This is a genomic window from Nocardia sp. NPDC041819 (genome assembly GCF_055590505.1).
In genome coordinates this window covers 160,123-184,807 of the sequence record NZ_JBVJAP010000006.1, presented here as the reverse complement: position 1 = coordinate 184,807, position 24,685 = coordinate 160,123, and the positions used below count along the sequence as shown (strand labels likewise).

The window sequence follows — 24,685 nt, the reverse complement described above, 5'->3', positions numbered from 1 at the left end:
GGCAGGTATGGAATCGGGGTCGCCGGTTCAGGCGTGGAGGTAGGCGAGGGATGACGAGATCTTCGCAGGTAGAAGTGGGATCAGTAGTACTGGACGGCACACCGGCAGTGCCCGGAGTGGCGTGCGCGCCCGCAGTCCGGCCGGTCGCTCGACCACGCGTTGACGAGTCGACTGATCTGATCCCCGAGTCCGGTCGGGCATCCGAGCAGGCGGCATTCGTGGCGGCGGCGACGACCGTCGCGGATCGTTTGCGGGGGCGCGCGGCGCGGGCCGGCGGCGCCGCCGCGGAAGTGCTCGCCGCGAACGCCGCGATGGCCACCGACCGCGGTTGGCTCGGTGCGGCGGAGAAGCTGATCGCGGCGGGCACACCGGCGCGTGCGGCGGCGGTCGCGGCCACCGACCGATTCGCCGGGATGTTCGCCGAGCTCGGCGGAATGATGGCCGAACGCGTGACGGACCTCCGGGACGTCTGCGATCGGGTCGTCGCCGAACTGGCGGGCGCACCCGAACCAGGCATCCCGTTGCCCGAGCAGCCCGCGATCCTGCTCGCCGACGACCTCGCGCCCGCGGATGCGGCGGGGCTCGATCCCTCGCTCATCATCGGCTTGGCGACGTCATTCGGGGGGCCTACCAGCCACACGGCGATCATCGCGCGGCAACTCGGCATTCCTTGCGTCGTCGCGGTGGCCGGTCTCGATGCAGTCGCGGCGGGTACGCACGTCCTGCTGGACGGCTCGTCCGGGCGCATCGTCATCGAGCCCGAGTCCGAGGTTGCGGCACGCGCGGTCGAGCAGTTCCGTTCCCGGGCGGCTCGTGATGCCTCCTGGGCCGGACCGGGGGCCACCGCGGACGGCCACCGGGTGGAAGTGCTGGTCAACGTCCAAGACGGCTCGGGTGCGCAGGCGGCGCGCCGGACACCGGCCGAAGGCGTCGGCCTGTTCCGCACCGAATTGTGTTTCCTGGACCGGGAAACGGAGCCCGCGGTAGCGGAGCAGGAGCGCGTCTACCGCGAAGTGTTCGACGCGTACGCGGGTGCGAAGGTGGTGATCCGGACCCTGGACGCCGGATCGGACAAGCCGCTGCGGTTCGCCGACCATCCCGACGAGGCCAATCCCGCGCTCGGGGTGCGGGGTATTCGCATTGCCGCGCGCGATGCCGGAATCCTCGACCGGCAACTCGACGCGATCGCGCGGGCCGCCGTCGGCCGTGTGCCTGCGCCCGGGGTGATGGCGCCGATGGTCTCGACGGCGGCCGAAGCGGCATCATTCGCCGAGAAGGTGCGCGACCGCGGACTGATCCCTGGCGCGATGATCGAGGTGCCGGCCGCCGCGCTCACCGCGGAGGCGATTCTGCGCCACGTCGATTTCCTCTCCGTCGGCACCAATGACCTCGCGCAGTACACGATGGCGGCCGACCGGATGTCTCCGGCGCTGGCCGCCCTCACCGATCCCTGGCAGCCGGCGGTGCTGGCTCTCGTGGCGCGTGCCGCGGCCGCGGGTCAGCGCCTCGGCAAGCCCGTAGGGGTGTGTGGTGAAGCAGCGGCCGATCCGGCCTTGGCTTGTGTGCTGGTCGGCTTCGGCGTCGGATCGCTGTCCATGGCGGCCGGCGCGGTCGCCGCGGTGGGAGCGGGGCTCGCCGAGGTGACCCATGAGCAGTGCGAGCGCGCCGGGGCCGCGGCGCTGGCGGCGACCGACCCGGCCGCTGCTCGTGCGGCCGTGCGAGCGATTCTCGACCAGGTGTCCGGCGCCTGACCATCTGCGGCACCCTGAGGGTTCGATCTTCACCGCGTCGTGCTCGGCGGTGATCCGCTTATCGCGCCGCGGACGGTGTGTGTTCGCCGCGAATGTACGCGAATGGACCTCCGCCGCAAGTCATTACGCGTGAACGCATCAAGTAGCCGGCGGGCGTTGACCGCTCTCGGTCAACGGCGCGCCGGTTCGATGCCGAGCGCGCGTTGGAGCTGGTTTGCCCACCAGCGCAGCTGAGCGGTCGAGTCTTGCGCTGCCGCACCGGCGAGGCCGGCGCTCCGACGGAAGTCGCTGCCGTAGAGGGGCTCGGTTGCCATCGCCTGGTGGAGGGCCGCGACCGCGAGTCGTGTCTCGTCGAGAGAACTTCCGGGAGGCCGGCTCCGATGCAGGGCGTCGACGACCGGGTCGAGCATGCCGGCACCACGGTCGCGCCATCCGGCCGCGTGCAGCGCCACCGCAAGTTCGCCGTAGCCGCCCCGATAGACGGACTCGAGCGACTCGACGAGCTCGAGGACATCGGCGCCGTGCTCCAGCCATGCGGCGATGACGTCTCGGAGCGCGGCTCGAAGCCCGCGTCCACCATGGCGAAGCAGTTCGGCGAGCAGCTTCTCGCGATTGCCGAAGTGATGGGAGACGCCGGCGTCGGTCATCCCGACCCGCGCTGCCACCGCGCGCACCTGTACAGCGGCGACGCCTCCCTCGGCCAGCAGCGAAGCCGCGGCGTCGAGGATCAACCGACGGGCTTCGTCCGGTGATCTGCGCGTTCTCGAATTGTTCACCTCGGAATCCTACCTTGACTAGCCAAGGTTTCCTTGCGTACCGTTACCTCGACGGCTCAAGGTAAATCGGAGAGGGTGTCTCGATGGTCGAAATCATGAAGCCGAGAGGGAGATTCGGCGCGGAGGTGGATCGGCGATGACAGACATGACCCTCACGCTGCGCGACGTCACACTTCGAGCCACGGTGACCGGCGCGGGCCCCACGGTCCTGCTGCTGCACGCGGGCCGAGAACGTCGCGACGTCTGGGCACCGGTCACGGAGGGGATGACCGAGTGCGGACTGCGGACGGTGGCCTACGATCTGCGCGGGCACGGCGAGAGTTCCGGACGGGCGACCACCTTGCGGGCGATCGCCGACGACGTGATCGAGATGGTGGCTCGCGAACCGGCGCCGATCGTCGTGGTGGGCGCCTCCCTCGGAGGGTTCGCCACCGTCGCCGCCCTCGCGGAGTCGTCCGTCGCGCGGCGTGTCGCCGGCCTCGTGCTCGTGGACGTCGTTCCCGATATCGATGCGGATCGCGCCCGCCGCTGGCTCGACGACCACGGACTCCTCGCCCGCGATCCCGAGCTCGCCGACGACATTCTCGCGTCCCGCTCCGAACTCCACACGATCGTCGCGGCATCGGACCTGCCCATCCTGCTCGTGCGGGGAGGACCACGGTCTCCGCTCGGCGACGCCGACGTGGACCGGCTACGCACGGCCAACAGACGCGTCACCGTTACCCGCGTACCGGACGCCGGGCATCTGGTCGCTCGCGACGCCCCAGAGGAACTCGCCCGCATCGTTTCGGCGCACGCCACCAAGTGGCTCGGTACCGACGACGTCGTCCACCGGGCGTTCGAGCTGCAGCGCATGCTCGGCGCCGAACGGATCGATCACCCAGGCGGGACCCTGTTCGAACACCTTCGCCGCGTGCACGCCCTCACGGTCGAATGGAACGCCGCGCCACGAACCCGGCTGGCGTCGATCTGCCACGCGTCATACGGCACCGACGGGTTCCGGCACGCCCTGCTGCCGACCACGGATCGCCGCCGGCTGCATCACGTCATCGGCCCCGACGCGGCGGCGCTGGTGTACCTCTACGGCGCATGCGATCGCGCGCGCACCTATCGCGAGTTCGGCCGACGGCCCTTGCCCGTGACCGACAGATTCACCGGTGGCTCGAAGACGATCGAAGGAACCGAACTCCGCGATTTCGCCGTCCTGACCATCGCCAACGAACTCGACATCGCCCGCCACGCCCAGCAGGCACCGTCGGTTCGCAGCGATATCCGTGACCTCGTCGCCGCGCTGGCCACGTACGCGCCGGACGAGGCGGCGGTAGCTCTCGCCGATGAAGCGCTCGCTCGAGCGAGCGCCGAGTGAGCCCACCGGGCTGCTCGAAGCCGTCTTGGCCCTTGGCCCGTTCTCCTACTCCGACATCGCCCGCAGCCACTTTCCTCCGAAGATGGCCCGTGGCCGTGCGGCACCCCGTCGCCGTCGTGATAACCCATGCTGTTGCCGGTGTGGGTCTGTCCTATCCGGCGGCGGGGCGCGAGTCGTGTCCGGCCGGTGGGCAGCGATCTTCTTCTGCCGCGCCGTCGGCGTGCGGTGTCGTCGAATAGCGGGTTCTGTTGGCTCACAGCTGGATTGGGCCGAAGTCTGCGGCGGTGCGGGCCAGGGCGCGGATCGCGGCGCTGTCGGCGGTGGAGCGCCAGGTCAGGGCCCATTGCAGTTCGGGGGCGTCGGGCATGGGCAGGAAAGCGATGCCTGGGGGGGTGTTGTAACGGGCCGCGAGCTCACCCAGCGGGTGGACGCACTGCCCGGACGCGACCAGGGAAAGGATCTCGTGGAAGGTCCGTGCGATCGGCCCGCGCGGGATGCGACGGCCCTGCGGTGTGTGGGTGGGGACCATGGACGCAACCCAGTAGTCGGGGGCGTCGGGACCGAAGTCGACAACACGGTTGTCGGCGAGATCTTCCAGGGACGCGGAGCCGCGTTGGGCAAGTGGATGGTCGGTGGCGACGGCCAGTACGCGGCGGCCGGTGAGCACGGTGGGGCCGACGGTGAGGTCGGGTTCGAGGACGGGTAGCCACAGCACGTTCACATCGTGTTCCCCGCTGCGGAGCGCGTTGAACGGATCGGCGCCGTTGACCTCGCCGAACGTGACGCCGCTACCCGGATAACGGGTGCGGAACGTCTCGAACAGGGGCCGCAGTTCGTGACCGGCGTGCCCGAATACTCCGATCTTGAGGGTCTGGCCTGCGCTGAGCCCGGCGGCTTCGGCGCGGGCGAGTGCGGCTTGGAGCAGGTCGTGGACTTGCTGTAGGTCCTCGCGCAGGCGCCGACCGACCGGTGTCAGCTGCACGCGGCGACTGGTGCGTTCGAACAGTGCCGTGCCGATGCGTCGTTCTTGGGCGCGGATGGCCTGGCTGACGCGGGCCTGGGACACGTGCAGGCGTTCGGCGGTGCGGCCGAAGTGCAATTCCTCGGCCAGCGTCAGGAAGATCTCGATATCGCGTAGCTCCACGAATAACTCCAGAGTTATCAATCGGTCCACAAAGCTTACGTTGATCGGCTGTCGGTCTGCCGCGAAGCTGGGTTTGTCACCGCGGCACAAGCCCCGGTGGACAGACCGACAGAGAGGCCAACCCGATGAGCGACCCGCTGGTGATCGTGGACCGGGGCGAGATCACCGCCCTGTGTGGCGAGGTCACCGACGCGGTGACGATGCGCGACTTCGACCGTGTCGCACGTCTGTTCACACCCGACGCGGTGATGCGGTGGCCGCACATCGACAAGGAGTTCGTCGGGCGGCACGAGGTCCGCTACCTCGACTCGACGCCATTGCCCGGTGCGCCGCTGACCAACCACCACTGAAACCGAAAGTCCTCCACCCCGCCTCACCGGCAGTCACGGGGACGGGTCCCACCGGTGTCCTGTGCCCGAAGCCCTCACCAAACGAAGGAAAGACAATGAACAAGTACGAAGTCGTCGTGGTCGGTGGCGGATACGCCGGCGTGATGGCCGCCAATCGCCTGACGCAGCGCGACGACGTCAGGGTGACCGTGATCAACCCCCGCCCGGTCTTCGTCCCGCGGCTGCGGTTGCACCAGTTGGTGGGCGACACCCACGAGGCGGTCGTCGAGTACCAGGACATCCTGGCCGAGGGTGTCGAGCTGGTGGTCGACAGCGTGAAGCGGATCGACGCGGCCGAACGCACGGTGGTACTGACCGACGGCGGCACGATCGGCTACGACTATCTGATCTACGCGGTGGGCAGTGGCAGCCCTACGTTGCGGGTGCCGGGTGCGGCCGAGTTCGCTTACCCGGTAGCGACTTTGGAGGCGGCACAGCGGTTGCGGTCGGTACTCCTCGACACACCCGTGACGGCCGCGGTGACGGTGATCGGGGGCGGCCCGACCGGAGTCGAGACCGCCGCCGAGCTGGCCGAGCAGGGGCGCGCGGTCACCTTGGTCTGCGGTGATGTCCTCGTTCCGTACCTGCATCCCAAGGCGCGGCGCACGGCCCACAAGTACCTCGCCGAGCTGGGAGTGACCGTCATCGAGGGCTCGGAGGCGGCCGTCACCGCGGTGACCCGCGAGGCCGTGCAGCTCGGTGACGGCCGGACGCTGGCGAGTGACGTGACGATCTGGACGGCGGGCTTCGGGGTGCCCGATCTGGCCGACCGTAGCGGGCTGCGCACCGATGCCGCCGGGCGTCTGCTCACCGACGAGACCCTGACCAGCGTTGACGACGAACGCATCGTCGCGGCGGGCGACTGCTCGGCGCCGTCGAATCTGCCGTTCCGGATGAGCGCCTACGTCGCCTACTGCTTGGGCGCGCACGCCGCCGACACCCTGCTGCGCCGGATCTCGGGTGAGCAGCCCTCGGCGATCGACCTGTCGTTCATCGCCATGTGCCTCAGCTTCGGCCGGGAAGCCGGGATCTACCAGCTCGGTCACAAGAACGAGACCGGCATGCGGCTCTACTTCAGCGGATCCATGGGCAAGAAACTGAAGGAAATCGCCTGCGAAGCCGGCATCAAGCACCTGGCGACCGAGGCCCGCAAGCCCGGTTCACACCGCTGGTTGAAAGACGGCAAGCACCGGCCGACGCTGCTGGCCCAGCGCGAGAACACGACTGTAGCGGTCGGGTAGGGCACCGAAAGCCGTCATCTCCCCGGCGATGGTGACTCGGCCACCCTGTGCGGCGATGCCTGCTCGCGGATGCCGCACAGGGTGGCCGGATTCCGGATCCGACGACAACCGGAGAGGACTACATGAACACCACACCCGACCCCGGTGTTCGGCAAATCACGGACCGTGACGGTGGTGACGCTGCCATCATCGAGTCGACCGAAACGTTTCTCGCGCACCGTAACCTGCTCTTCACCGTCGCCTACGAAATGCTCGGATCCACCGCCGATGCCGAAAACGTCCTGCAGGAAACCTGGCTGTGCTGGCGCAACATCGACTCCGGCCAGGTCGGCGACCCACGCGCTTACCTGATTCGGACCCTCACCCGCCGGTCCCTGCACCGACTGTGGTCGATGAAACGCCGCGGAGAATCCACCGCCGGCCCGTGGCTGCCCGAGCCGCTGCCGACCGCTGCGGACACCGCCAACCATGTCGAACTCGCCGAGAGCATGTCGAGGGCATTGATGCTGGTCCTAGAGATGCTCTCGCCGACCGAGCGCGCTGTGTACGTCCTGCGTGAGGCGTTCGACCTCGGTTACGAGGAGATCGCCGACGCGGTCGGCGCGACCACCGCCGTGGTCCGTCAGATCGCGTATCGCGCCCGCCGCCATGTCACCGTCCGCCGCCCCCATCGGCTGGTCTCCGCGGACCGGGCCCGTGAGGCGGCGGAATCGTTGCAGCGTGCACTCGAAACCGGAGAACCACAGGTCCTGCTCGAGGTCCTGGCTCCCAACGTCGTCCTCGTCTGTGACGGTGGCGGCGTCGAACGGGCCACGATACGGCCGGTCACCGGCGCCGACAAGGTGGCCCGCTTCCTCGTCGGCGGGCTCGGGACGAGCGCGGTATCGCTCACCGGCGAACCCGTCACCGTCAACGGCACTGCGGCGTTGGAGGTTCATGTCGACGGTGAACTCGACGGCATCCTGGCGATCGGTATCGAAGGAGACCGCATCACCGGCCTCTACTTCGTCCGCAACCTCGCCGAGATCGTCGGCAGTACCCCGGCGCCCGTTGTCCGCGCAACGCCGCTGGACGGCGGGAAACCCGATTCGGGGTCGGTAGCCGATTAATGTCTGGAACGGACATCAGCCGAGCAGCAACGACCAAGGAGACGCATGTTCACCCGATATCGTCTGGCCGGAGCCGTTGTTCTCACAAGCGCGTCGCTCGGGATCATCCCGTTCGCCGCACCGGGCATCGCCGCACCGCCCGATACCAGAATTACGGATCCGATCATCACCTGCACCGAAAACGGCACAGTCAACTGGGCGGGTTCCGGGTTGGGCGAGAAGCCGTCGAAGGTGGAATGGACGGCCACCACCGAATTCACCGACTGCAGCGGGCCCGCGGTCGAGGAGGGCGAGCCGTACCCCGTCAGCATGGACGAGCAGGGCAGCGAAGTCGCCTCGTGCGACGGGAAAGTCAACGTTCATCAGGGCACGGGCACTATCACCTGGTCCGATGGCAGCACCAGCAGGATCAGCAGCAAGTCCGCGGGCAACCAGAGCAAGTCCAAGGGGTCCGGTCCTGCGACCTTCCCGATCGTCATCGAGTCCGGCACCTACGCCGGGCATACCGCGTCGGATGACAACACAGTGAGCACCGAGCAGTCCTGCCCCGGGGTGACCGAGGCGTCGCTCGCCGGCACATTCACCGTCAACTGACTTTCCGAGACAGGTGCGAGCGCCGCCGAGCCCGGGTTCGGCGGCGTTTGCCATGCGGTTCCCAGGGCCCCACATTTCTCGAGTGCGCCCCTCGGCAGCGGCGGACTCGGGCCGACTCGGCTGAGGCTGCGCCGACCTGCTCGGCCCAGTCGACTCAGCGGGATGCGGCGACGATATCCGCCCCCTGGCTCAACAGCGTCCACGCGGCGGCCACATGCTCCTGGCGGGTGGCGGTGGCGCCCAGGGCCAACCGGAGCGCGAACACCCACGAACCTCTGTGTGGGACAACAAAACTCGGTGGTCGGCGCGGACGATCGTTTCGAAGTGCTCGCCCCGCATCCACTGTCGCTGATCTGTTTCCGATTGCGCGGCGGTGACGAGGCGAATCGGGCGCTGTTGGACCAGTGCCACACCCACCCACCTCTATCAACGGCTCCGTCGCCCGGCTACCGCTTCGCGTAGTCGGCGAAGCCCTGCCAGTCGAGCATGACGCAAGGTTCGTCACCCACGGTCCACGCGTCGTGGCCGGGTGGGATGATCATGAAGTCGCCAGGCCCGTATTCCTGTTGCTCGCCGTTGTCCATGGCGACCACCATCCGGCCGGAGATGCAGTATCCGGTGTGGGCCGACTGACAACTGTCGGTCTGGGCTATCGGCTTGACATGAAGCGACCACCGCCAACCGGGTTCGAAGATCGCCCGGCCCACCGGGCCACGATTCAGGTTGACGAGATCGACTCTGCCTTTGTCCTGCTCGAAAGGCCTGCTCTCCTCCGGAGATTCGAAACTCTGGCGTACCAGATCAGGCATGGCCGTTCTCCTTCGCAATCAATCCGCCGATGAGTAGCAGGTTGTAGACCCAGAACGGTGATCCATCGCCGCGGCACCGCGTCCATTTTCAGGACCGCCTGGCTCGCTCATCGTTCGTGGGAGGCTTCGCAAACTGTCGTGGCCAACTACTTCGAGACACTGCCTAGGCGTGGCGGCCGACTGCCGAGACCTATGCTGGACCTCGTCGACTGATCTGTTGCCGCCGAGGTGCCCGCCGGAATCGACCGCCACGTCCTGCTCCGCTGTAGCGCTTTCGCGCTGTAGCGGATTGAAGCTCTCGTGCCACCGAGTGCGGGGCCGGGGCGTCAGTTCATGCGGAGGTGGGGTCGAACTCGGCGGTGACGCGGTCCACGAGTTTCTTGGCTTCAGGGCTGTCGTGGTCGGTGGGCAGTTCCACGGGCTGTCCGTTGATCGGGACGGTCACGGGCCGACGGTTCGCCAGTACCTTCCCGTCACCATCGCCGAGCGGTACACCGGCCGAGGCCAGGATCCGGCCCATCACGGAGTCGGCGCCGACCGGCGGGAGGGCTATGACGCCCTGCGGCCACTGCACGCCTCTGATTTCGAAGAACTCATGGTAGCCGCCTATGTGCTGGTACCCGACCTGGTTCAAGTACAAATCGTCTGGCGTCGAGCCTTGCGTTTGATTTATCTCATCGTTGAACGTGCCTTGGAACACGCCGCTGGTGGGGTCGAAGTGTGCATATTGGCCCGATACGGACGCCTGCGTCTTGAGCAAGTCGAACACAACCTTCATACCATCGGGAGCAGGCTGATTGTTCTTGGAGTAGAGAGCCTTGGCGCCATCGATGTCGGGCGGGTTCCACATGTGCGGGACGATGTCGAGGTCGTTGGCGTAGCGCCGCACTCGTTGCAGGCGTTGGGTGGTGTAGTTGACGAATTCCTGATTGCAGAAACTCGGCCCGGCGGTCGAGAGCACGCCGATTTTGGCTTTCTCGGAATTGTCCCATAGCCATTGGGTGTCGCGCAGGAACAAGGCCAGCGTGAGTGACAGGGCACCGCCGAGGCTGTGGCCGGTGACGGTCAGGTCGATCGCCTTGTCGCCGAGCGTGCTCAGGAACTCGGGCAAGGTGTGACCAGCGCCGGGACGGGGGCCGGAGGGTTTGAGATTTATGAGGGTTTTCACCCCGATGGCCGTGCCGATCGTGTGCAAGGCGGCACTGTTCGCGAACCACGGCGTCTGGAGAATGAAGGAGTCCTCGACGAGCCAGTCGAACACCAGTGCGTCGGTGCTGCCGGCCATGGCGATCACGTACCGGGAGCGATCCTCGATGCTTCGCACCATGTACAGGGCGTTGACCGCGTACAAGTCGGTGTCGAACAGCGCGACTCCCGGACCCCAGACGATTTCCCACCCTCCGATGACCTCCCGGTTGGTGTCGAGATACTGCTGGATCTTCTGAGAGAGCGTGCCCTCCAGGTCGCTGTCTTCTTTGCTGATGCTGTTGACCAGATTCGCGTATTCGCACAGCTGGTACGCGATCTTGTCCTGCAGAGTCGGCTCATTGATCGTCGTGGATTGTGCAGTCATGTACCGCTCCTTACCGTATGAGTTTCATCCGAAACAGAGAGGAGAAAGCGGTGACGCGAATTCACACGCCGCGTCCGCATCAGGGACAGAACATCCCGGACCGGTAGCAGTGGATACGAGTCTAGACGATCCGCCACAAATGCGGGCGAATCACCCGCTTGTCCGGGACCTGACGTCGTCGCCCGCCGACGGGGGCCCGGTCCGCGGTCATCGGAGACGCTGGTGGCCTTCCCTTGGAGCCCGAGCACGAGGTCCACGAGCGGGCGCACCGCTTCCGGGTCCGCGTGCTCGGGATGACGGCGGCGCGTGACACCGGCGATGTGCTCGGCAAGCGCGACAGTCCGTACCAGGCCACCGACGAACTGGATGGCGGCGACCGCTTGCCGCAGTCACCGGCGCGAGCGAAAGCCTTGATGTGTCAGTAACGGCGGTAACTTGCCGCGACTGTGGCCGGCCATTCTGGGGTGGTGACGGACGAGCCAGTCGAACATCTTCGCGACTCTCCAGTTCACGGCGACGTCGACTCGTTCGAGCACTCTTTCCGGCTCGCCGCGAGCATTCCGCCAGCTAACCTGTTCCACTTCCATGGAAGTGGAACAATTGGCTGCACGCTCCGCGCCACACACCGTTGGACGGTTTTCAGCTTGCGACGTAGGCCGATCCGATTGCCACTCGTTCCAGAAATCGTTCCACTGGCCAGCACTGGGAAGCGATCCGAAACCCGCGTGCGGAAACGATTTTCGGTACGGTCTCGTCGTGATGATGGATCAGCATCCGGCAGGTGGCTGGGATCTCGGCTACGCGCGGGTCAGCTCGACCAAGCAGAGCCCCGACCGTCAACTGGCCGCGCTCGCCGACGCCGGGATTCTGCATCCGCGGATTTACGTGGATAAGAAGACACGGCTGCGGCGCCGGGAACACAAGTCGCTGGCCGCGATCGAGAGAAAGACCGGTATTTCGAAGACCTCCCTGCACCGTTACCTCGGATCAGCACCGGCCAGCCTCGACGTATCGGCCACCGGCTGACCCATGGAACCTGTTGCGACACAAGCGGCCGCCTCCTCAATTACGAGGCAGATCCGGCCACAGTCCCGATGGAAAGGCGACCCGCTGCTTGTATGTCCTGGGTGCCGGCTTGGCGGCAGCATCACTCGGGTCGGCGCAGCGCCGCTGTCCGGTGTCTCAGCGTTCACCTATCGGAGTAGTGAGGCCTGATTGAGCAACGGCCTGACCAGGGTCCTGGGCAGAATTGTGGAAGATCTGAAACGCCTGACAAGGAGGGGAGCTGAGGGTGTTGCGCACATGCCCAAAAACGCAGCTCGTTTTGTCAGGCACGATGTCGATGTGAAGGTGCGGGCCGATCAGCTCGGTGGGCGCGAGGTGGACAAAGCGGGTGAAACGCTGACAGCGCCTGAGCACAGGCAGGCGGCGACTGTCGACCCGCACACAGTCGACCGTGGTGGGAGACCGGACGATACCGCCGACAAACGCCCGCAGGAGATCGAGCGCCTTTCTACCGAACTATTGGAGCGAGGTGAACGTGATCAGGAAGTCCGCCGGAACATGAGTCATCCGGCGAGTAAGACAGAAATTGAAGCCATGCGGATGGTTGATGCGGATAATATTTCGTGGCTCAGGGGCGTTATCGCGAAACACGGTTGGCCAGGAACGGATCGGGTGGGTGAGGATGGAGCTAGAGCGGCCTGGCTGATAGTTCAACACGCTCCGCTGGATCTTCAGCAGCAATGCTTACCCTTGTTGCGACAATCGGTAGCCGAGGGTAAAGCGGATCGAGTACATCTGGCATATCTTGATGATCGTGTTCGCACGCGCGAGAAGCGCCCACAAGTATATGGCACCCAATCGTTTGGACTAGGAGGTCCGATTCGTCTTCTTCCTATGGAAACCCCAGGGCGGGTTAATGACCGCAGAGCCGAACTCGGGCTGCCGCCACTCGAGGAAGAAGATATCGCCAATGCTTGGACCATTGAAGAAATTTCAGCGCTTTCCATCACCTACTGACCGCCTCGACTTTCGCACTTTTCAGGTCGTGTCTGCCCAGGTTGCCGTCGGCGACTGCGATCTACAGAGTCCGCGCAGGTCATCTCGGCCCGGCGCTGCGCCGAGTCGGCAGGTTCAATGACGACGAACAGTCATGGCTGGAGACGGCATCACGGCCGGGTCCTACTTCCTCATTGCCCGATTGTCTGACCTCACTCTGCGCAGCGGCGCGGCAGCCCATCCCAGCGCAACCAGGTTCGGTGGCCGGCCGTTCGTCCCAAGACCCGGTCCTGGTGGCGCGGGTGGAACCTTCACCCAGGGGCACGGTGACCGTGAGAGGCAAGCCATTGTTGAGCCGCACCAATGACGCAGGCGGGCAGCCGATCAGGGGTCTTCTCACCCGGCACCTGGACCCGATCCAGGCCGGGATCAAGTCCCGCCGCCAGTATTAGGTGGCCGAATTGAGTGTGTACAGCCAGTCGGTGACGACGCGTTTGGATCCGGCGAGTATGGCCGCAAGCTCACGACTGATGTTGGGTATCTACCGCTGTATCCACGTACAGTTGCTACCTTGGCCGGACGCCGCTTGCCAGCGCCTTGCAACACAAACACTGCTGAGACACGGCCTAGCAGCGTTCATACTGACGCGCGTAGGGCTGCGACTCCGGTGAAACATCGCGCCAGGGTGGCTGGGGGCAACCGCCGACGAAGACCGCGAAAGCGGGGCCGTTGCGTGTTTCGATCGCGTAGTCGACCACGGCACCGGGCTGGGCCAAGTAGGGAAGATGCCGTTCGGCGAGTTGTGTTGCCTGCGTAGCGGTGAGTTGCTTTCCGACAGGAGGGTATATCGAGACATCCACGGTGCGGCCTGCTTTGCCGGGCGGGTCGTATACGGAAATCTCGACGAAGAACGGGGTGGGTTGATCGGTCAGGAGCCACTCCCACATCTCGAGTTCATCATTGGACGGGAAGCGGGGTCGGTTGTACGGGTAGCGGAATGGGCGGTCCTGGTGGAGCCACCCGGGTTCCAGGCTCGAGTAATTCTTGAACCCGCTCTCCTCATGAACGGTCAACACCGTCCAGTAGTTGGATGCCAGTTCGGGGAAGTCCTGGATGATTCGGCGCATCGCCGCGGTGGCATGGTGGGGTTCGGCCTCGGAGCCCGCTGAGACGCTGAGGGCGTTGTACATCTGGTCTACGTCGATGCCGCGTGACGACCAGTGCAGCTGTGCGCCGGGGGGCGAGACTCTCACCCAGGTGTGTGCCGAGTTCGCTTCCCTGCTCACGTCCCGACCGAACCGCCAATTCGCAGAATAAGAGTCCGTCATCCGGTCGAGATCGACCTCGGTCTGGTCGCCTTGGTAGCGCGGCGGAAGCTGCTGGGCGCCCATGGCACGCACCACGGAGGCGGCCTCGTCCGGTGTGGCGTCATCCTCGAGCTGCACATCGAGCCGGGAATGGTACGTGCGGGACTTGCCCTCGTAATCGAACCAATGTGACGCATCGACCACCCCGGGAAGGGCCCGGATGGCAGTTTCGATCACGCGTGACCAGCTGTCACGCTCGGTCTGGTCGGGTCCTTGTGTCGGAATAGTACATCCTGTCAGCAGGACTGCCGCCATCATCAATATGACGGTCGGGGTAATCAAGCGCATAACGTTTCATTCTGGTGTCCTGGGCGCCAGGCGATGCTAGCGGATTTCGGTCATGACGTTGGTCAGATCATTGCCAGCGACATCGCCAAGGTGGTGGCCGACCGACCCGGCGCGGCCACGGCGGCGGCGACACCACGAACTCGCCACCCCCACCGAGCCGGATTCGTCCTGGCCCGCGTCGTCGAATGGCTCGAAACATCGGGGAGACACGACCCAACGGCGGTTCACCGGGTGCTGTCACCGTTGCCCGGGGGTTCGCGTTCAAAGCCGACAACGTGAAGATCGGTTGAGGACGTGGTGGTGGAATGCTCGGTCCTCGGCAAGACGCTGGCCACGTCGGGGCCGCCGATGTTGGCAGTGCGTCATTCCCGATGCCTCGGGATCCAATTGCCGTGGAACCCGTTGGGCACGCGAACCGGAAGCCGCACCTCGGCGATCGGCCCGCTTCTCAGGTCGGCGGCGTCGATGATCGCCAGATGACTGGTGTCGCGGGTGCGGTCGTGGACGAAGGTCATCAGGTATCCGTCATCGTCGCCTTCGGTGTCGGCGCGCGATACGAATACCGCTTCCCCACAGGTGTTTCCGGCGGGCAACCGCAGCACCTGACGCGAACCGCCGGGGGTGAAGTCGTATTTGTAGATCAGGGAGTGCGACGGTCGTGGGTCCAAGGAGAAGCTCGTGACGTACCCGAAACGGTGGGGAAGCCCGACGTCGGCGTCGGCGACCCGCGGATACTCGATATCGGCATCGTCGAGCGGTTCTTCGGTGACCGTGCCCGAATCGAGGTGCAACGTCCAGCGATGCAACCGCGGCAGACCGCCTGTGAGATCGGCGGGGCCGTCGCGCCACAGGGTCGGCATGCGGCCGCCGACGACCACGATGGTGTTTCCCGCGTCGAAGGCGTTCATCGTGTGCCACATGTAGCAGGGCTCGACCTCGAACCAGCGCACGTCCCGGCCGTGTCGGCGCATGACCCCGAAGCGGGCGCCGTGCGTATCGTCCCACCGCCACGGCAACCCCGCGGCCGCGGAGACCGGGTCGAACACAACCGGCAGGTCCAAAAAGACCACCGCCGTGGCGGTGATCGCGAAGTCGTGCATCATCGTGGCCCGGGGAACGGCGATCTCTTTCGCCTGCAGCAAATCTCCGTTCGCCGCCGCACGGTAGTAGGTCAGGAACGGGGGACGCTGCCGGGCTCCGAAGAACACCAGTTCTCCCGTCGTCGGGCAGATCTTCGGATGTGCGGTCATCGGTGTGCGCAGCGCGTCGCAGAAGGTGAACGGTCCCACTGTCTCGAGCTCGGGGGTGATCTCGTAGGGGAAACCGCCCTCCTCGAGCGCCAGCACGCGGCCCGCATGGGCAACCACGTGGGTGTTCGCCGTGGTGACGCGGAAATCCATCGTGCCGTCGACCGTGTCGAAGGCCAGCTCGAACCGCGACTTCCCCGGATTCGCCGCCAACGGGGTCCGCACATACCGGTTGCGGTACCAGGCGGCTCGGCCGTCGGCGAGCGACACCGCGTGCACCATGCCGTCGCCGGCGAAGTAGTGTGTCGAGGTTCCCGTGCGCGGATTCGGTCCGTTGCGCACGAACACGCCATCGAGGTCGCGTGGAATCTCCCCGATCACCTCGGTCGGCTCCACGGTCACTTCCTCGGTCACCGGCGTGTTGTTACCCACCAGATGCAAGGGGCCTTCGTCGCGATTTGTCGCTGTCATCGCTGTACTCCAGTTCGTCGGTCAGGACGCCAGGGTGCAGCGACAATCGGCGCAGAAACAGTCTTGTTCTTCTCGACGCTGTCAGCCGGTCGCGGCAACCGCAGGTCACAGCGGTGCAGAATTCTGGTCCGCTGGAGCCGATCGGACGGAATCAGCGAGCGATTCGGCCGTTGCGGCGCGCTCGCTGTTCGAGGCGGCGCTGTTCTCGGCCGAGGAGTGCGCTCAGTTCGCGCAGGGCGACGATCTGTTCGTCCATCTGCCTGCGCCTAGCCGCGATCAAAACCGCGCCATCAGCACAGTCGATATCGCGAGCGCGCACACCTTCCATGACCTGACCGATCTCGACCAAGGAGAACCCCAGCGTCTGCATCCCTCGCAACAGCCGGACATGTTCGACAAGTTCGTCGGGGTAGTCGCGGCAGTTGCCCCGCGGTGCGGCCGAGTTTTGACCGTCGTGGAGACAGGCGACGCGGCCGGTGGTCAAGGCGTCCAGGACGGCGGTCCCCCGTGCATCATATTGTCGTAGTCCGAAACCAGTCGTTCGATCAAATAATTCTCGGTTACCCGCTGCCTCCCTCTGCGGCCGAATTCCAGCCGGAGCGGCCGATCTTCACACAGGCGTACGACCGAGGCAATGAATTCGTCGTCGTCATCGATTCCGACGAGGAAGCCGTTTACGCCGTGGATCACTTGGCCGTCGAGCCCTCCGATTCGTGAAGCGACGATAGGTTTGGATTTGTACATCGCCTCTGTGACGGCCAACCCGAATCCCTCCTCGATACTTTTCTGTACGACGATGTCCGCGCGGCGCTGGAGAGCGTTCACCCGATACTCGTTCGAGTCACGGTCATTGCCCACCATGGCCATCGCCACGATATGAGTTCGCGCGCGGACATCGCTCGGTAGTGCGTGGAACACTCGGAGCACTTCGTCGAGTTCCGCACGGCCCTCTGGGTCGTCGACCACCTCTCGGGGATCAGGCCCGGCAAGAACCAAGTGCACGTTTCGGCCGAAGTGTTCGGAGCACCGTAGTACGCCGGCAATCCCTTTGAGTGGATCCCAGCGACCCACCTGGAGCACGACGAGTGCCGACGAGGGAAGGGAGTGAGCCTGCCAGACCCGACTGATTTCCGTCTCCGCCGGGCCCGACTCATGAAGTCCGAGTTCGGTGAGGCGTGTGTTGACCTGATCGGCTGTCATCGGGGCATTCTTCGGTGAGTCGGCCCATATCGCGGGGCGGGCCTCCTCGACCACCTCGACAGGCGCATCCTTCAAGTATTCACCATGGGTGACCACCACTCTCTCCACTGCTTGCAGATCAGCCGAGAAATAGCGCCAGACCAGTGATTTCACCCCTGAGGGATCCGATCGTGACCCTACGTGACAATGCCACACGACCCGAATGCCGTGCAGGGCCAGCCCCGGCGCCAAACCCAGCGTTTGAGGGTCGTGCAAAACCACCGCATCTCCAGGTCTGACCATCGCCACGATATCGGCAAGAGCAAGAGCCAGTGTTTCTCGGTACACGTCTCGACCTGCGCCGGCAGTCAACAGATCGGATGGGGCGCCACGTCCGTGCAGCAAGTGATGGAGATTTTTGGTGAAGGAATAGAATTGGGGGCCACCCCTTATCACAGCCCAGCCGAGGTCGTTCCGCCCACCATTGGAGCTGAATATGACGGCGCGAATGAGTTCAGCGACACCCCCGCCGTTGGCACTGGTGTTGATGTGCACTATCCACGGTGCGCGACGGTCTCTTGGTTCGGCGATCCATTCAACGGCTACTTCTCGACTGTTCAATGCCCGGTCCTGTCAGTAGAGGGGGCGCCACCCACCCCGTAGGTTCGTCTCCAACACGATTTCTCCCACTAGCGCCATGGATCCAAGAGGATCTTCGGCGCTCGCCGCGGTGCCGCCAACTCAGCGAACGCCAGTGCCGCGTGCTCCAGCGGTTCGACTCGATCGATCAGCGTGTGGGCGTCGAGTGTGCCCGATCCGAAAAGCTCCACGGCGTCCGGATAGTAGTCCAGGCCGTGCCGGATGCCTCGGATGCTCAACCCGGCAAGTACAAGCTTATTGACGTCGATTCCGTCGGCTATCTCATCGCTGATTCCGATCGCCGCGATCCGGGCACCGACCGCAGAGCCACGGATCGCCATCGCCAGGGCTTCCGGGCTCCCCGATGCCTCGACGACCACCGAATAGGATCCTTCTTCGAGCTCTGCCGGGTCGAATCCATCCGATGCCCCCAATCGACCTGCCAGTTCCAGCCCGTTTTCATCGATCCCGATCACAGACAACCGGGCGACCCTTCCTTTCAGCATCTGCAATGCGAGCAATCCGATTGTGCCGGTCCCGATGATCATGACAGTGTCCGAATGCCGTATGGACAACGCGTCGATTCCGGCCAATACCGTAACGGCAGGCTCGATCAGTACCGCCGCGTCGGCGTCGACGGTAGCGGGAAGGACTGTCAATGCGGTCGCTGGAACCCTGACATAGTGAGCCGCAGCGCCCGCGCAACCGTACAGCCCTACTTCGACCATCCTGGTGCACTCGTTGCGCCGCCCCGTTTGGCAACCGCGACAGCTGCCGCACCAAATCATGGTCTGGCCCACGACTCGGTCCCCTGGAAACACCGAATCGACACCGCAGACCGCTTCCACTGCGCCGGCCCATTCGTGCCCGTATCGCAGCGGGAAGGTAGAGCGCCCGTCTCGGATATAACGAGCCGCGCCACGCAGAAGTTCTGAGTCGGTGCCGCACAGACCGACGCGCGCCACTCGGATCAAGACGTGTCCCGGCACCGGGTCCGGTATCGGAACTTCGACGAGCCGCACATGCTCGGGTTCCGTTATCACCGAAGCCCGCATCATGCCTGTGGGCCAATGTCCCGTCCACGGTCGCCCGGTCGCTTTCATGTCTACTCACCGTCCTCGTCGCTCGCAGGTGCACACGGCAAGCTCATCCTTCGGCTCTGCCGAGAAGGTCGCGCATCGCGGCGACGTCGGCATCCAACCTTCCGGCCACGTGTGCGTAATCGTTCTCCAGCAGTAGCGCTTTCGGCACGAAATGCGCCAGTACGTGATCGCGCACAAGAGCAGCGAGCTGCTCTCCGGTCAATCGCCGCCTCCGAGGCTCTTTGACATGTACCTCTGCGCAGACCCTCGACTGTGCCAGCAGATCACCCAAGAGCCTGCCCGGGTCATGACCGGCGTCGATGGCGTTTCCGGTATCGACTACCAGGCTGAGATTCGGCCGATCGACCGCATGGTAGAGCCGGATCGCCTGCGCGCTTCCCAACGCACTCTCCGATGCGACACCCATACCTCGGGCGGCGGCCGACTCCGCGACCGGCCGCAAGAAGGCGGCAGTAGCCATGAGCTGGCCGGCATCACCGATCGTGCTGGCACCGAAGCTCGGTATGTGGAGCGTTTCCGCCCCCAGGGCGGCCGCTACGTCCAGCGCCGTCATGGCCAGGCTCAGACAGTACGGGTTGACGCGGTTGTCTTCCGTGAAGATGCCGACGTCGTTCGCGTGGTTGAAGGCCAGGACCGGGACTGCCACGTCGGAGAGGAGGGGCAGCAAGCGGGACAGGCAGGCGCCGTCGCTGAGGACCGTTCCGCGCTGCGCGCCACCGAAGTCGAGATGAACTCGCCTGACACCGGCTCCGATCGCCTGCTCGATCGCCGCGGCTCGATCGATGCTCAGGCGCCACTGCGGCAACGCCAGCTCGACTTGCTCGAGGTCATCTGTCATGGCTGCCAATCGGGCCGGATCGTGATGGCAGCCTTCACCACTCGCCGGCTTGCGAATCGCCGCCTTGTCCCGTTGGCCAATCGAGCCAGCATCGCCTCCGCCTCGGCGATATCGACGACGTGGGTCACGAGCGGCCGATACAGTTCCGGGTGCCGTAGTAGTTCATCGACGGCTTCGATGAGATGCCGGTTCGCCACTCCCCGGTGACCGAAGACCGTGAGCGGCCCGGCGTTCGCGCGCGGGAAGGTTCGAATTATCGGCTGAGCCGGCTGTCCGCCGCAATTGGCGGCTCGGACAGGACCGACCGTGATCGCACCGTGCCTGGTAGTGATCGGGTCTCGATCCGATCCGGCATGCACATCCACATATAGCGCCGCGTCGCAGTGATCGATGATCGAAGCGATCACAGACGCTGTCGCGGTACGTGGGGTTGCGACGACCGCGGCGAGGGAATCCTTCGCCGTGCCGAGAAGATCCATGACCTCGGGATCTCCACAACGGAACGATATCTCGGGCCCGGCCTGTGCTCTCGACCAGGCGAGTCCTGCTTCTGTGTGGTGCACGTGCACGACGACCACACCAGGGTCACGATGTCGCCAATACCTGGCCGCCAAGTGTCCGATAGTGCCGTCGCCCCAGACGAGGAGAACCTTCGGCAGTTCCGACGCGGCAGCCATGGCTATTTCTCGGCCGTAGAGCACAGAAGCCAACGGTTCGATCAGCGATGCCAGCTCGACCTCCGGAACCCGGGGTAGCTCCAAAACCAAACGTGCAGCGACAGCCTCCGCAGGGATCAGTACGCGCTGGGCCCAGAACCCGCGAACGTTGTGCCCGAGCAGGAATCGCGCGTCGGTTGGGTGGGTCGGGTTCACGGTGACCACAGCAGACGGCTCGTACGGTCCGCTGCCGGACCCCGCCGCGACGACCGTGGCGATTCCTTCGTGCCCCAGAACATCCGTTGGGTCCGACCGCAGTCCCCGAAGGATCTGCAGATCGGTGCCACAGATACCGGCGACAATCGGCGCGAGCAGTAGCTCACCTGGGCGGGGGATCGGTGTCGGCAGGTGCTCGAAACGCACCCCATCGCGAGAACGCACCAGCGCGGCATGCCGGCTCACCGGACCACCTGCAGCTCACCTGTCAACATCCGGACCGCGCCGTGCAGGTTGTCGACGTCCTGGGCACCACACAAGCGAATGTGCCCCTCGAGCCATCGTTCGTCGCGGCCCCTGTCGACATAGGAGCGTTCCTCGCTCAGTTGACCGAACAACTCGGCACGGTAGTGCTCGCGAAGGTTCTCGACGACGCCGCCGCCGATACCGACAAGGTCGAGGTGGGGCACGATGCACCACAGCGTCCGCAGTAGTTCGGCGATCGGCGCGATGGCGATCCGGAGTACCTTCCTCGCAGTTGCGTCACGATCGGTCAGCCGGTCGGCGAATCCGTCATCGAAGTCGGTTCCACAGTCCAGCCCCGCTTGCTCGGCGAGGCGACGAATCCCCGGGCCGGAGGACACCGAGCCGATGTGGCCGATCGCGCCGCACTCGCAGGCAGGCAAGGCCGGTGGTTGTATCCCAGCGGGGAACTGGGCAAGGCAGTGCCCTACCTCTCCCTGCATGCCCCAGCCGTCGACCGGGATGCGCCGGCTGTTGATATCGGCCAGGCGAAGTCCGATTCCACTACTGACCGTGAGGTATCCGGCTTGCCGCGTGGCGTCCGTTGCGTACCGCGCGCAGAAGTCGGCGAGTCCGGCCGTCACGTCGTTGACTGCGTACCAACGGACGTCCGGCCGCACGCGGGTGAGTTCCGCGAGTAGATGGAACGGCTCCCTCGCGCTACCCCACAAGGGTGCCGAACCGTAGATAATTCCCTGCTCCTCATCCATCGCGGCTCCACACGACAGGGCCGCACACGCGCCGACGGGGACCTGCTCGGCGAGGAGCTCGATCAATCGCCGTCGCAGCGTGGAGACATCTTCGTTCGGACAATTCAACAAGCTCGGCGACCGCATGCGGCGAGTCGATGGTGAACCGGTGACCTCGGCACCATGCCGTAGACGTATCCACGTGCCGCCCAGGTCGACCGCGTACATGACGGCCGTCATCGTCGCTCCGATCTGTCGGTGAATATGACGTCGCCGCACAGTTGGTGCGTCGTGACCACGGATTTCGAGAAGTCGGCTACTCGCGGGATCAGGTGATCGAATTCGGCGAGATCGCCGACCGCGATTGTTCGGGCACCGCTGGCGATCCCGGCTCGAATTCCCGCGTGGGAATCCTCGAACACCAGACAATCGGCGATGTCCACCTCCAGCATGGCCGCCGCGTTCGAGTAGCCTTGTGGGTCCGGCTTTCCCCGGACGATGTCCTCGGCGCTGACAAGGATCTCGGGGATCGGGATTCCGGCTGCCGCCATGCGATTCAACGCCAAAGTGCGACCTGCCGAGGTGACCACCGACCATGCGCTCGCCGGGATCGATCGCAGGAGGGCGGTCGCGCCGGGTATCTCTGCGATGCCCTCGACCGTGGTTTCCTCCTCGGCCACTATGCGCGCGGTTTCCCGACGCGCGATCACACCGTCACCGATGAACTCGGAGACGGTGGTCCCGGTCGGACGTCCATGCGCGAAGGCCATAACTTCGTCCGCATCCAGCCCGTGCCGCTCAGCGAAGGCGGTCCAGGTGCTGCGGACGACGGCGGTCGAGTCCACGAGGGTGCCGTCCATGTCGAACAGTAGTGCCGAGGCTTTGTATTCGAACACGTTTCACATCCCTGGGTTCACGACAATGCACGAGATTGAGAAACAGGAACTCCGTCGTGGAGAGAATGCCAGCTACCTCCTTTGGCGACGACGAAGACGTCGCCGTGCATATCTTTCGCACGGCTCTCCGCAAGATTGCCGGCGAAGGGCTTGAAATCAGCGGGTGTCATGTAGTCGCTGTAGTCGAAGTCGGCGGGTCGCCGGGCTCGAATACCCGGCGTATCGACCATGCCCGCCGGCAGCACCTGCACGAACCGGATCTCGTCTGCGTCCTCTTCCTGCGCTACCGACTCGACGAGCGACGCGGCCGCCGCTTTCGTCGCGGCATAACCTGATCTCGCGGGTCCCGCGTTGTACACGACCTCGGAAGACACGCTGAGGAATACGCCCGGTCCAGCCTGTCGCAGAGTCGGAATCGTACTCTTCAGAACCATCCACAAGCCATGAAGGTTGATCTTCAGTTGATCGATCCAATCGCATTCACTCACATCAGGGAAGTACTGCCGTTTGGACGTGTAATAGATGGACGAGTAACAGACCAGGTCGATGCTGGGCGGCAATGTTTTCTCGATAACGGTCCGTGCCGCCGCAGCGTCCCGGAAATCGAGCTGACACCAGCGAAGTGATGTCGCGCCGTCACCGACCGGTTCGGATCGGCTGTATACCGTGACATCTAAGCCGCTGCCGGCCCAGGCGTCCGCAATGCCGCGCCCGATGCCGGTCGATCCGCCGACGACTATCGCATTACCCATGGACCGCTCCTAACGTACTATTTGCTCGGCTCCCGGTTTGCTGTATTCGAGACCGGGCGCCTGCCAGCCAATGTATTGCGGATCGAATCTCTTCATCTGTGATGTCGTTCGCGAACTCGTACCGGCCTATGCCGGTCACCAGCGGTATCCTCTGCTTTCCGTCGCGGTGTCGTATGGTGTCCGCCAGAGCTTGCAGCAAAAGACCTCGACTTTCGAGGATCGGATCCCACAGAGGAAGTCCCAGGTCCGCCATCGTCCGATAGATCCGGGTTGCCTCATCATCGGCGAGGTAGCCACGTCGCAGGGATATCGCTGTGGTGAGCGCCATATCGAGGGAAACCGCTTCCCCGTGCAGCAAGGAGGGCAGAGCTCGCATTTCGATGGTCGGGCTGAAACTGTGTCCGAAGTCGACGCATCGCTCGAGTTCCGCTTCCCAGAGGTTCGGCTGAAGTTCTTCCAACATGAGGTGAACCGCTTCGGTCAGAATCCATTTGGCAGCGGATTCGAGGGCGGGTGTGGTTCCTCTGAACCGATCCTGCAAGACATTTCTACCGACGCTCTCGAGTGTGACGAAAAGATTTTCTGATCGAACCAGCGCCATCTTCAAGATCTCGGATATCCCGTTACTCAGATGCCGCGCGGGAAGCGTCTTCAGGAAGGTTCGGTCGAGGAACGTTGTTTCAGCAGGAGCGTACGTGCCGAGTCGATTCTTCCCCGATCTGTAGTTGACACCGGATTTAACTCCGACTCCGGCATCGACCAGCCCGATGAGAGTTGTGGGGATCCTGATATAGGGAGTACCGCGTCGGTAGATGCTCGCCGCGAAGCCGACGATATCCATCAGGACGCCACCGCCGATGGCCACGACCGGTTCGCGTCGGCGATCGATGCCGAAGTCTTCCATCGCGTCGACCACCTGAAGCGCCGTACCATAGCTTTTGCATGCCTCCCCGGACGGTAATGAGACAACAGTCGCCCGCATGTCATGCAACTCGAAATACCTTCTGATGCTCTTGCCATGCAGATCATCCACATTGCGGTCGATGACGACGAGTCGCCGCTTTCCTCTGTAGGATGCCCCCGCTATCCCTTCGGCTGCCGCAGTGCTAGTCGGGCGAAATAGGTCATCGATCATCTCTACCGTGTAGCAGACCTGTTTGACCGCGCTCACGGTCCATATTCGACCACCGTTGTCGGCATAGCACAGTCCGTCGTGATCAAATCCTTCATCTTGCATATTGGTCCCCGCCTCTATCGACAACCCGAAACGCGCGCCGAACAGATTCGA

The 24,685-nt window shown here is 64.8% G+C and carries 24 protein-coding genes; 9 read left to right on the top strand and 15 right to left on the bottom strand.

Annotated features, from left to right (window positions below):
- Window positions 1–50: 50 nt before the first annotated feature.
- On the top strand, window positions 51–1,751 hold the full coding sequence (locus tag ACZ6DL_RS19830; protein ID WP_466052967.1) for a putative PEP-binding protein: 1,701 nt from the start codon (window positions 51–53) through the stop codon (window positions 1,749–1,751).
- A 170-nt stretch (window positions 1,752–1,921) separates the two neighbouring features.
- Here the strand turns inward: ACZ6DL_RS19830 and ACZ6DL_RS19825 are convergent, their stop codons facing one another.
- Window positions 1,922–2,482 carry a TetR family transcriptional regulator gene (locus ACZ6DL_RS19825; RefSeq protein WP_466052966.1) on the bottom strand — a complete coding sequence of 187 codons (561 nt, stop codon included), beginning with the start codon at window positions 2,480–2,482 and terminating at the stop codon, window positions 1,922–1,924.
- Window positions 2,483–2,663: 181 nt separating this feature from the next.
- Here ACZ6DL_RS19825 and ACZ6DL_RS19820 point away from each other — a divergent pair, with 181 nt between their 5' ends.
- A complete protein-coding gene (locus ACZ6DL_RS19820; protein WP_466052964.1) occupies window positions 2,664–3,893 on the top strand; it encodes an alpha/beta fold hydrolase in 1,230 nt (409 codons plus the stop codon).
- 253 nt (window positions 3,894–4,146) lie between these two features.
- On the opposite strand, the gene ACZ6DL_RS19815 is transcribed toward ACZ6DL_RS19820, so the two are convergent.
- Entirely contained in the window at window positions 4,147–5,037 is an 891-nt protein-coding gene (locus ACZ6DL_RS19815; RefSeq protein WP_466052962.1) for a LysR family transcriptional regulator, read from the bottom strand.
- Window positions 5,038–5,162: 125 nt separating this feature from the next.
- Between ACZ6DL_RS19815 and ACZ6DL_RS19810 the strand changes: the two genes are divergently transcribed.
- From ACZ6DL_RS19810 to ACZ6DL_RS19795, 4 genes are all read left to right on the top strand, one after another.
- Window positions 5,163–5,387, top strand: coding sequence for a nuclear transport factor 2 family protein (locus ACZ6DL_RS19810; RefSeq protein ID WP_466052960.1), 225 nt, complete (start codon window positions 5,163–5,165; stop codon window positions 5,385–5,387).
- A gap of 95 nt (window positions 5,388–5,482) precedes the next feature.
- Window positions 5,483–6,667, top strand: coding sequence for an NAD(P)/FAD-dependent oxidoreductase (locus ACZ6DL_RS19805; protein WP_466052958.1), 1,185 nt, complete (start codon window positions 5,483–5,485; stop codon window positions 6,665–6,667).
- Window positions 6,668–6,789: 122 nt separating this feature from the next.
- Entirely contained in the window at window positions 6,790–7,776 is a 987-nt protein-coding gene (locus ACZ6DL_RS19800) for a sigma factor-like helix-turn-helix DNA-binding protein (RefSeq protein ID WP_466052957.1), read from the top strand.
- A gap of 45 nt (window positions 7,777–7,821) precedes the next feature.
- Window positions 7,822–8,370: a hypothetical protein gene (locus ACZ6DL_RS19795; protein ID WP_466052955.1), complete on the top strand. Its 549-nt coding sequence runs from the start codon at window positions 7,822–7,824 to the stop codon at window positions 8,368–8,370.
- Between the two features lie 446 nt (window positions 8,371–8,816).
- Here ACZ6DL_RS19795 and ACZ6DL_RS19790 read toward each other — a convergent pair whose 3' ends face one another.
- Together ACZ6DL_RS19790 and ACZ6DL_RS19785 are read right to left on the bottom strand one after the other, a co-directional pair.
- Window positions 8,817–9,179, bottom strand: coding sequence for a cupin domain-containing protein (locus tag ACZ6DL_RS19790; protein ID WP_466052954.1), 363 nt, complete (start codon window positions 9,177–9,179; stop codon window positions 8,817–8,819).
- 331 nt (window positions 9,180–9,510) lie between these two features.
- Window positions 9,511–10,752 (bottom strand): lipase family protein, encoded by a 1,242-nt coding sequence (locus ACZ6DL_RS19785; protein WP_466052953.1) that lies wholly within the window; start codon window positions 10,750–10,752, stop codon window positions 9,511–9,513.
- A 233-nt stretch (window positions 10,753–10,985) separates the two neighbouring features.
- Between ACZ6DL_RS19785 and ACZ6DL_RS19780 the strand changes: the two genes are divergently transcribed.
- The 3 genes from ACZ6DL_RS19780 to ACZ6DL_RS19770 all read left to right on the top strand — a co-directional run bounded on the left by ACZ6DL_RS19780 (window position 10,986) and on the right by ACZ6DL_RS19770 (window position 12,774).
- Window positions 10,986–11,177, top strand: coding sequence for a hypothetical protein (locus ACZ6DL_RS19780; protein WP_466052951.1), 192 nt, complete (start codon window positions 10,986–10,988; stop codon window positions 11,175–11,177).
- Window positions 11,178–11,508: 331 nt separating this feature from the next.
- Window positions 11,509–11,778: a hypothetical protein gene (locus ACZ6DL_RS19775; protein ID WP_466052949.1), complete on the top strand. Its 270-nt coding sequence runs from the start codon at window positions 11,509–11,511 to the stop codon at window positions 11,776–11,778.
- A gap of 189 nt (window positions 11,779–11,967) precedes the next feature.
- The gene (locus ACZ6DL_RS19770; RefSeq protein ID WP_466052947.1) at window positions 11,968–12,774 is read left to right on the top strand and encodes a DUF6624 domain-containing protein; all 807 of its coding nucleotides are present in this window, start codon (window positions 11,968–11,970) and stop codon (window positions 12,772–12,774) included.
- Between the two features lie 605 nt (window positions 12,775–13,379).
- On the opposite strand, the gene ACZ6DL_RS19765 is transcribed toward ACZ6DL_RS19770, so the two are convergent.
- The 11 genes from ACZ6DL_RS19765 to ACZ6DL_RS19715 all read right to left on the bottom strand — a co-directional run bounded on the left by ACZ6DL_RS19765 (window position 13,380) and on the right by ACZ6DL_RS19715 (window position 24,568).
- Complete coding sequence (locus ACZ6DL_RS19765) at window positions 13,380–14,408, bottom strand: hypothetical protein (RefSeq protein WP_466052945.1); 1,029 nt, start codon at window positions 14,406–14,408, stop codon at window positions 13,380–13,382.
- A 362-nt stretch (window positions 14,409–14,770) separates the two neighbouring features.
- Window positions 14,771–16,126: a carotenoid oxygenase family protein gene (locus ACZ6DL_RS19760; RefSeq protein ID WP_466052943.1), complete on the bottom strand. Its 1,356-nt coding sequence runs from the start codon at window positions 16,124–16,126 to the stop codon at window positions 14,771–14,773.
- 151 nt (window positions 16,127–16,277) lie between these two features.
- Window positions 16,278–16,496: a MerR family DNA-binding protein gene (locus ACZ6DL_RS19755; RefSeq protein WP_466053274.1), complete on the bottom strand. Its 219-nt coding sequence runs from the start codon at window positions 16,494–16,496 to the stop codon at window positions 16,278–16,280.
- A gap of 110 nt (window positions 16,497–16,606) precedes the next feature.
- The gene (locus ACZ6DL_RS19750; RefSeq protein WP_466052942.1) at window positions 16,607–17,860 is read right to left on the bottom strand and encodes a glycosyltransferase; all 1,254 of its coding nucleotides are present in this window, start codon (window positions 17,858–17,860) and stop codon (window positions 16,607–16,609) included.
- Between the two features lie 134 nt (window positions 17,861–17,994).
- Window positions 17,995–18,999 carry a zinc-dependent alcohol dehydrogenase gene (locus ACZ6DL_RS19745; protein WP_466053272.1) on the bottom strand — a complete coding sequence of 335 codons (1,005 nt, stop codon included), beginning with the start codon at window positions 18,997–18,999 and terminating at the stop codon, window positions 17,995–17,997.
- Between the two features lie 91 nt (window positions 19,000–19,090).
- Window positions 19,091–19,885 carry a sugar phosphate isomerase/epimerase family protein gene (locus ACZ6DL_RS19740; protein ID WP_466052941.1) on the bottom strand — a complete coding sequence of 265 codons (795 nt, stop codon included), beginning with the start codon at window positions 19,883–19,885 and terminating at the stop codon, window positions 19,091–19,093.
- Window positions 19,882–21,003, bottom strand: a complete 1,122-nt coding sequence (locus ACZ6DL_RS19735; protein ID WP_466052939.1) for an alcohol dehydrogenase catalytic domain-containing protein — start codon at window positions 21,001–21,003, stop codon at window positions 19,882–19,884. Before ACZ6DL_RS19735 ends, ACZ6DL_RS19740 begins: the two co-directional genes overlap by 4 nt.
- A complete protein-coding gene (locus tag ACZ6DL_RS19730; RefSeq protein ID WP_466053270.1) occupies window positions 21,000–21,977 on the bottom strand; it encodes an ROK family protein in 978 nt (325 codons plus the stop codon). The genes ACZ6DL_RS19735 and ACZ6DL_RS19730 overlap by 4 nt, the downstream gene beginning before the upstream one ends.
- An 8-nt stretch (window positions 21,978–21,985) precedes the next feature.
- On the bottom strand, window positions 21,986–22,645 hold the full coding sequence (locus ACZ6DL_RS19725) for an HAD-IA family hydrolase (protein ID WP_466052937.1): 660 nt from the start codon (window positions 22,643–22,645) through the stop codon (window positions 21,986–21,988).
- 17 nt (window positions 22,646–22,662) lie between these two features.
- A complete protein-coding gene (locus ACZ6DL_RS19720; RefSeq protein ID WP_466052936.1) occupies window positions 22,663–23,397 on the bottom strand; it encodes an SDR family NAD(P)-dependent oxidoreductase in 735 nt (244 codons plus the stop codon).
- Complete coding sequence (locus ACZ6DL_RS19715) at window positions 23,390–24,568, bottom strand: sedoheptulose 7-phosphate cyclase (RefSeq protein WP_466052934.1); 1,179 nt, start codon at window positions 24,566–24,568, stop codon at window positions 23,390–23,392. The genes ACZ6DL_RS19720 and ACZ6DL_RS19715 overlap by 8 nt, the downstream gene beginning before the upstream one ends.
- Between the last annotated feature and the right edge of the window lie 117 nt (window positions 24,569–24,685).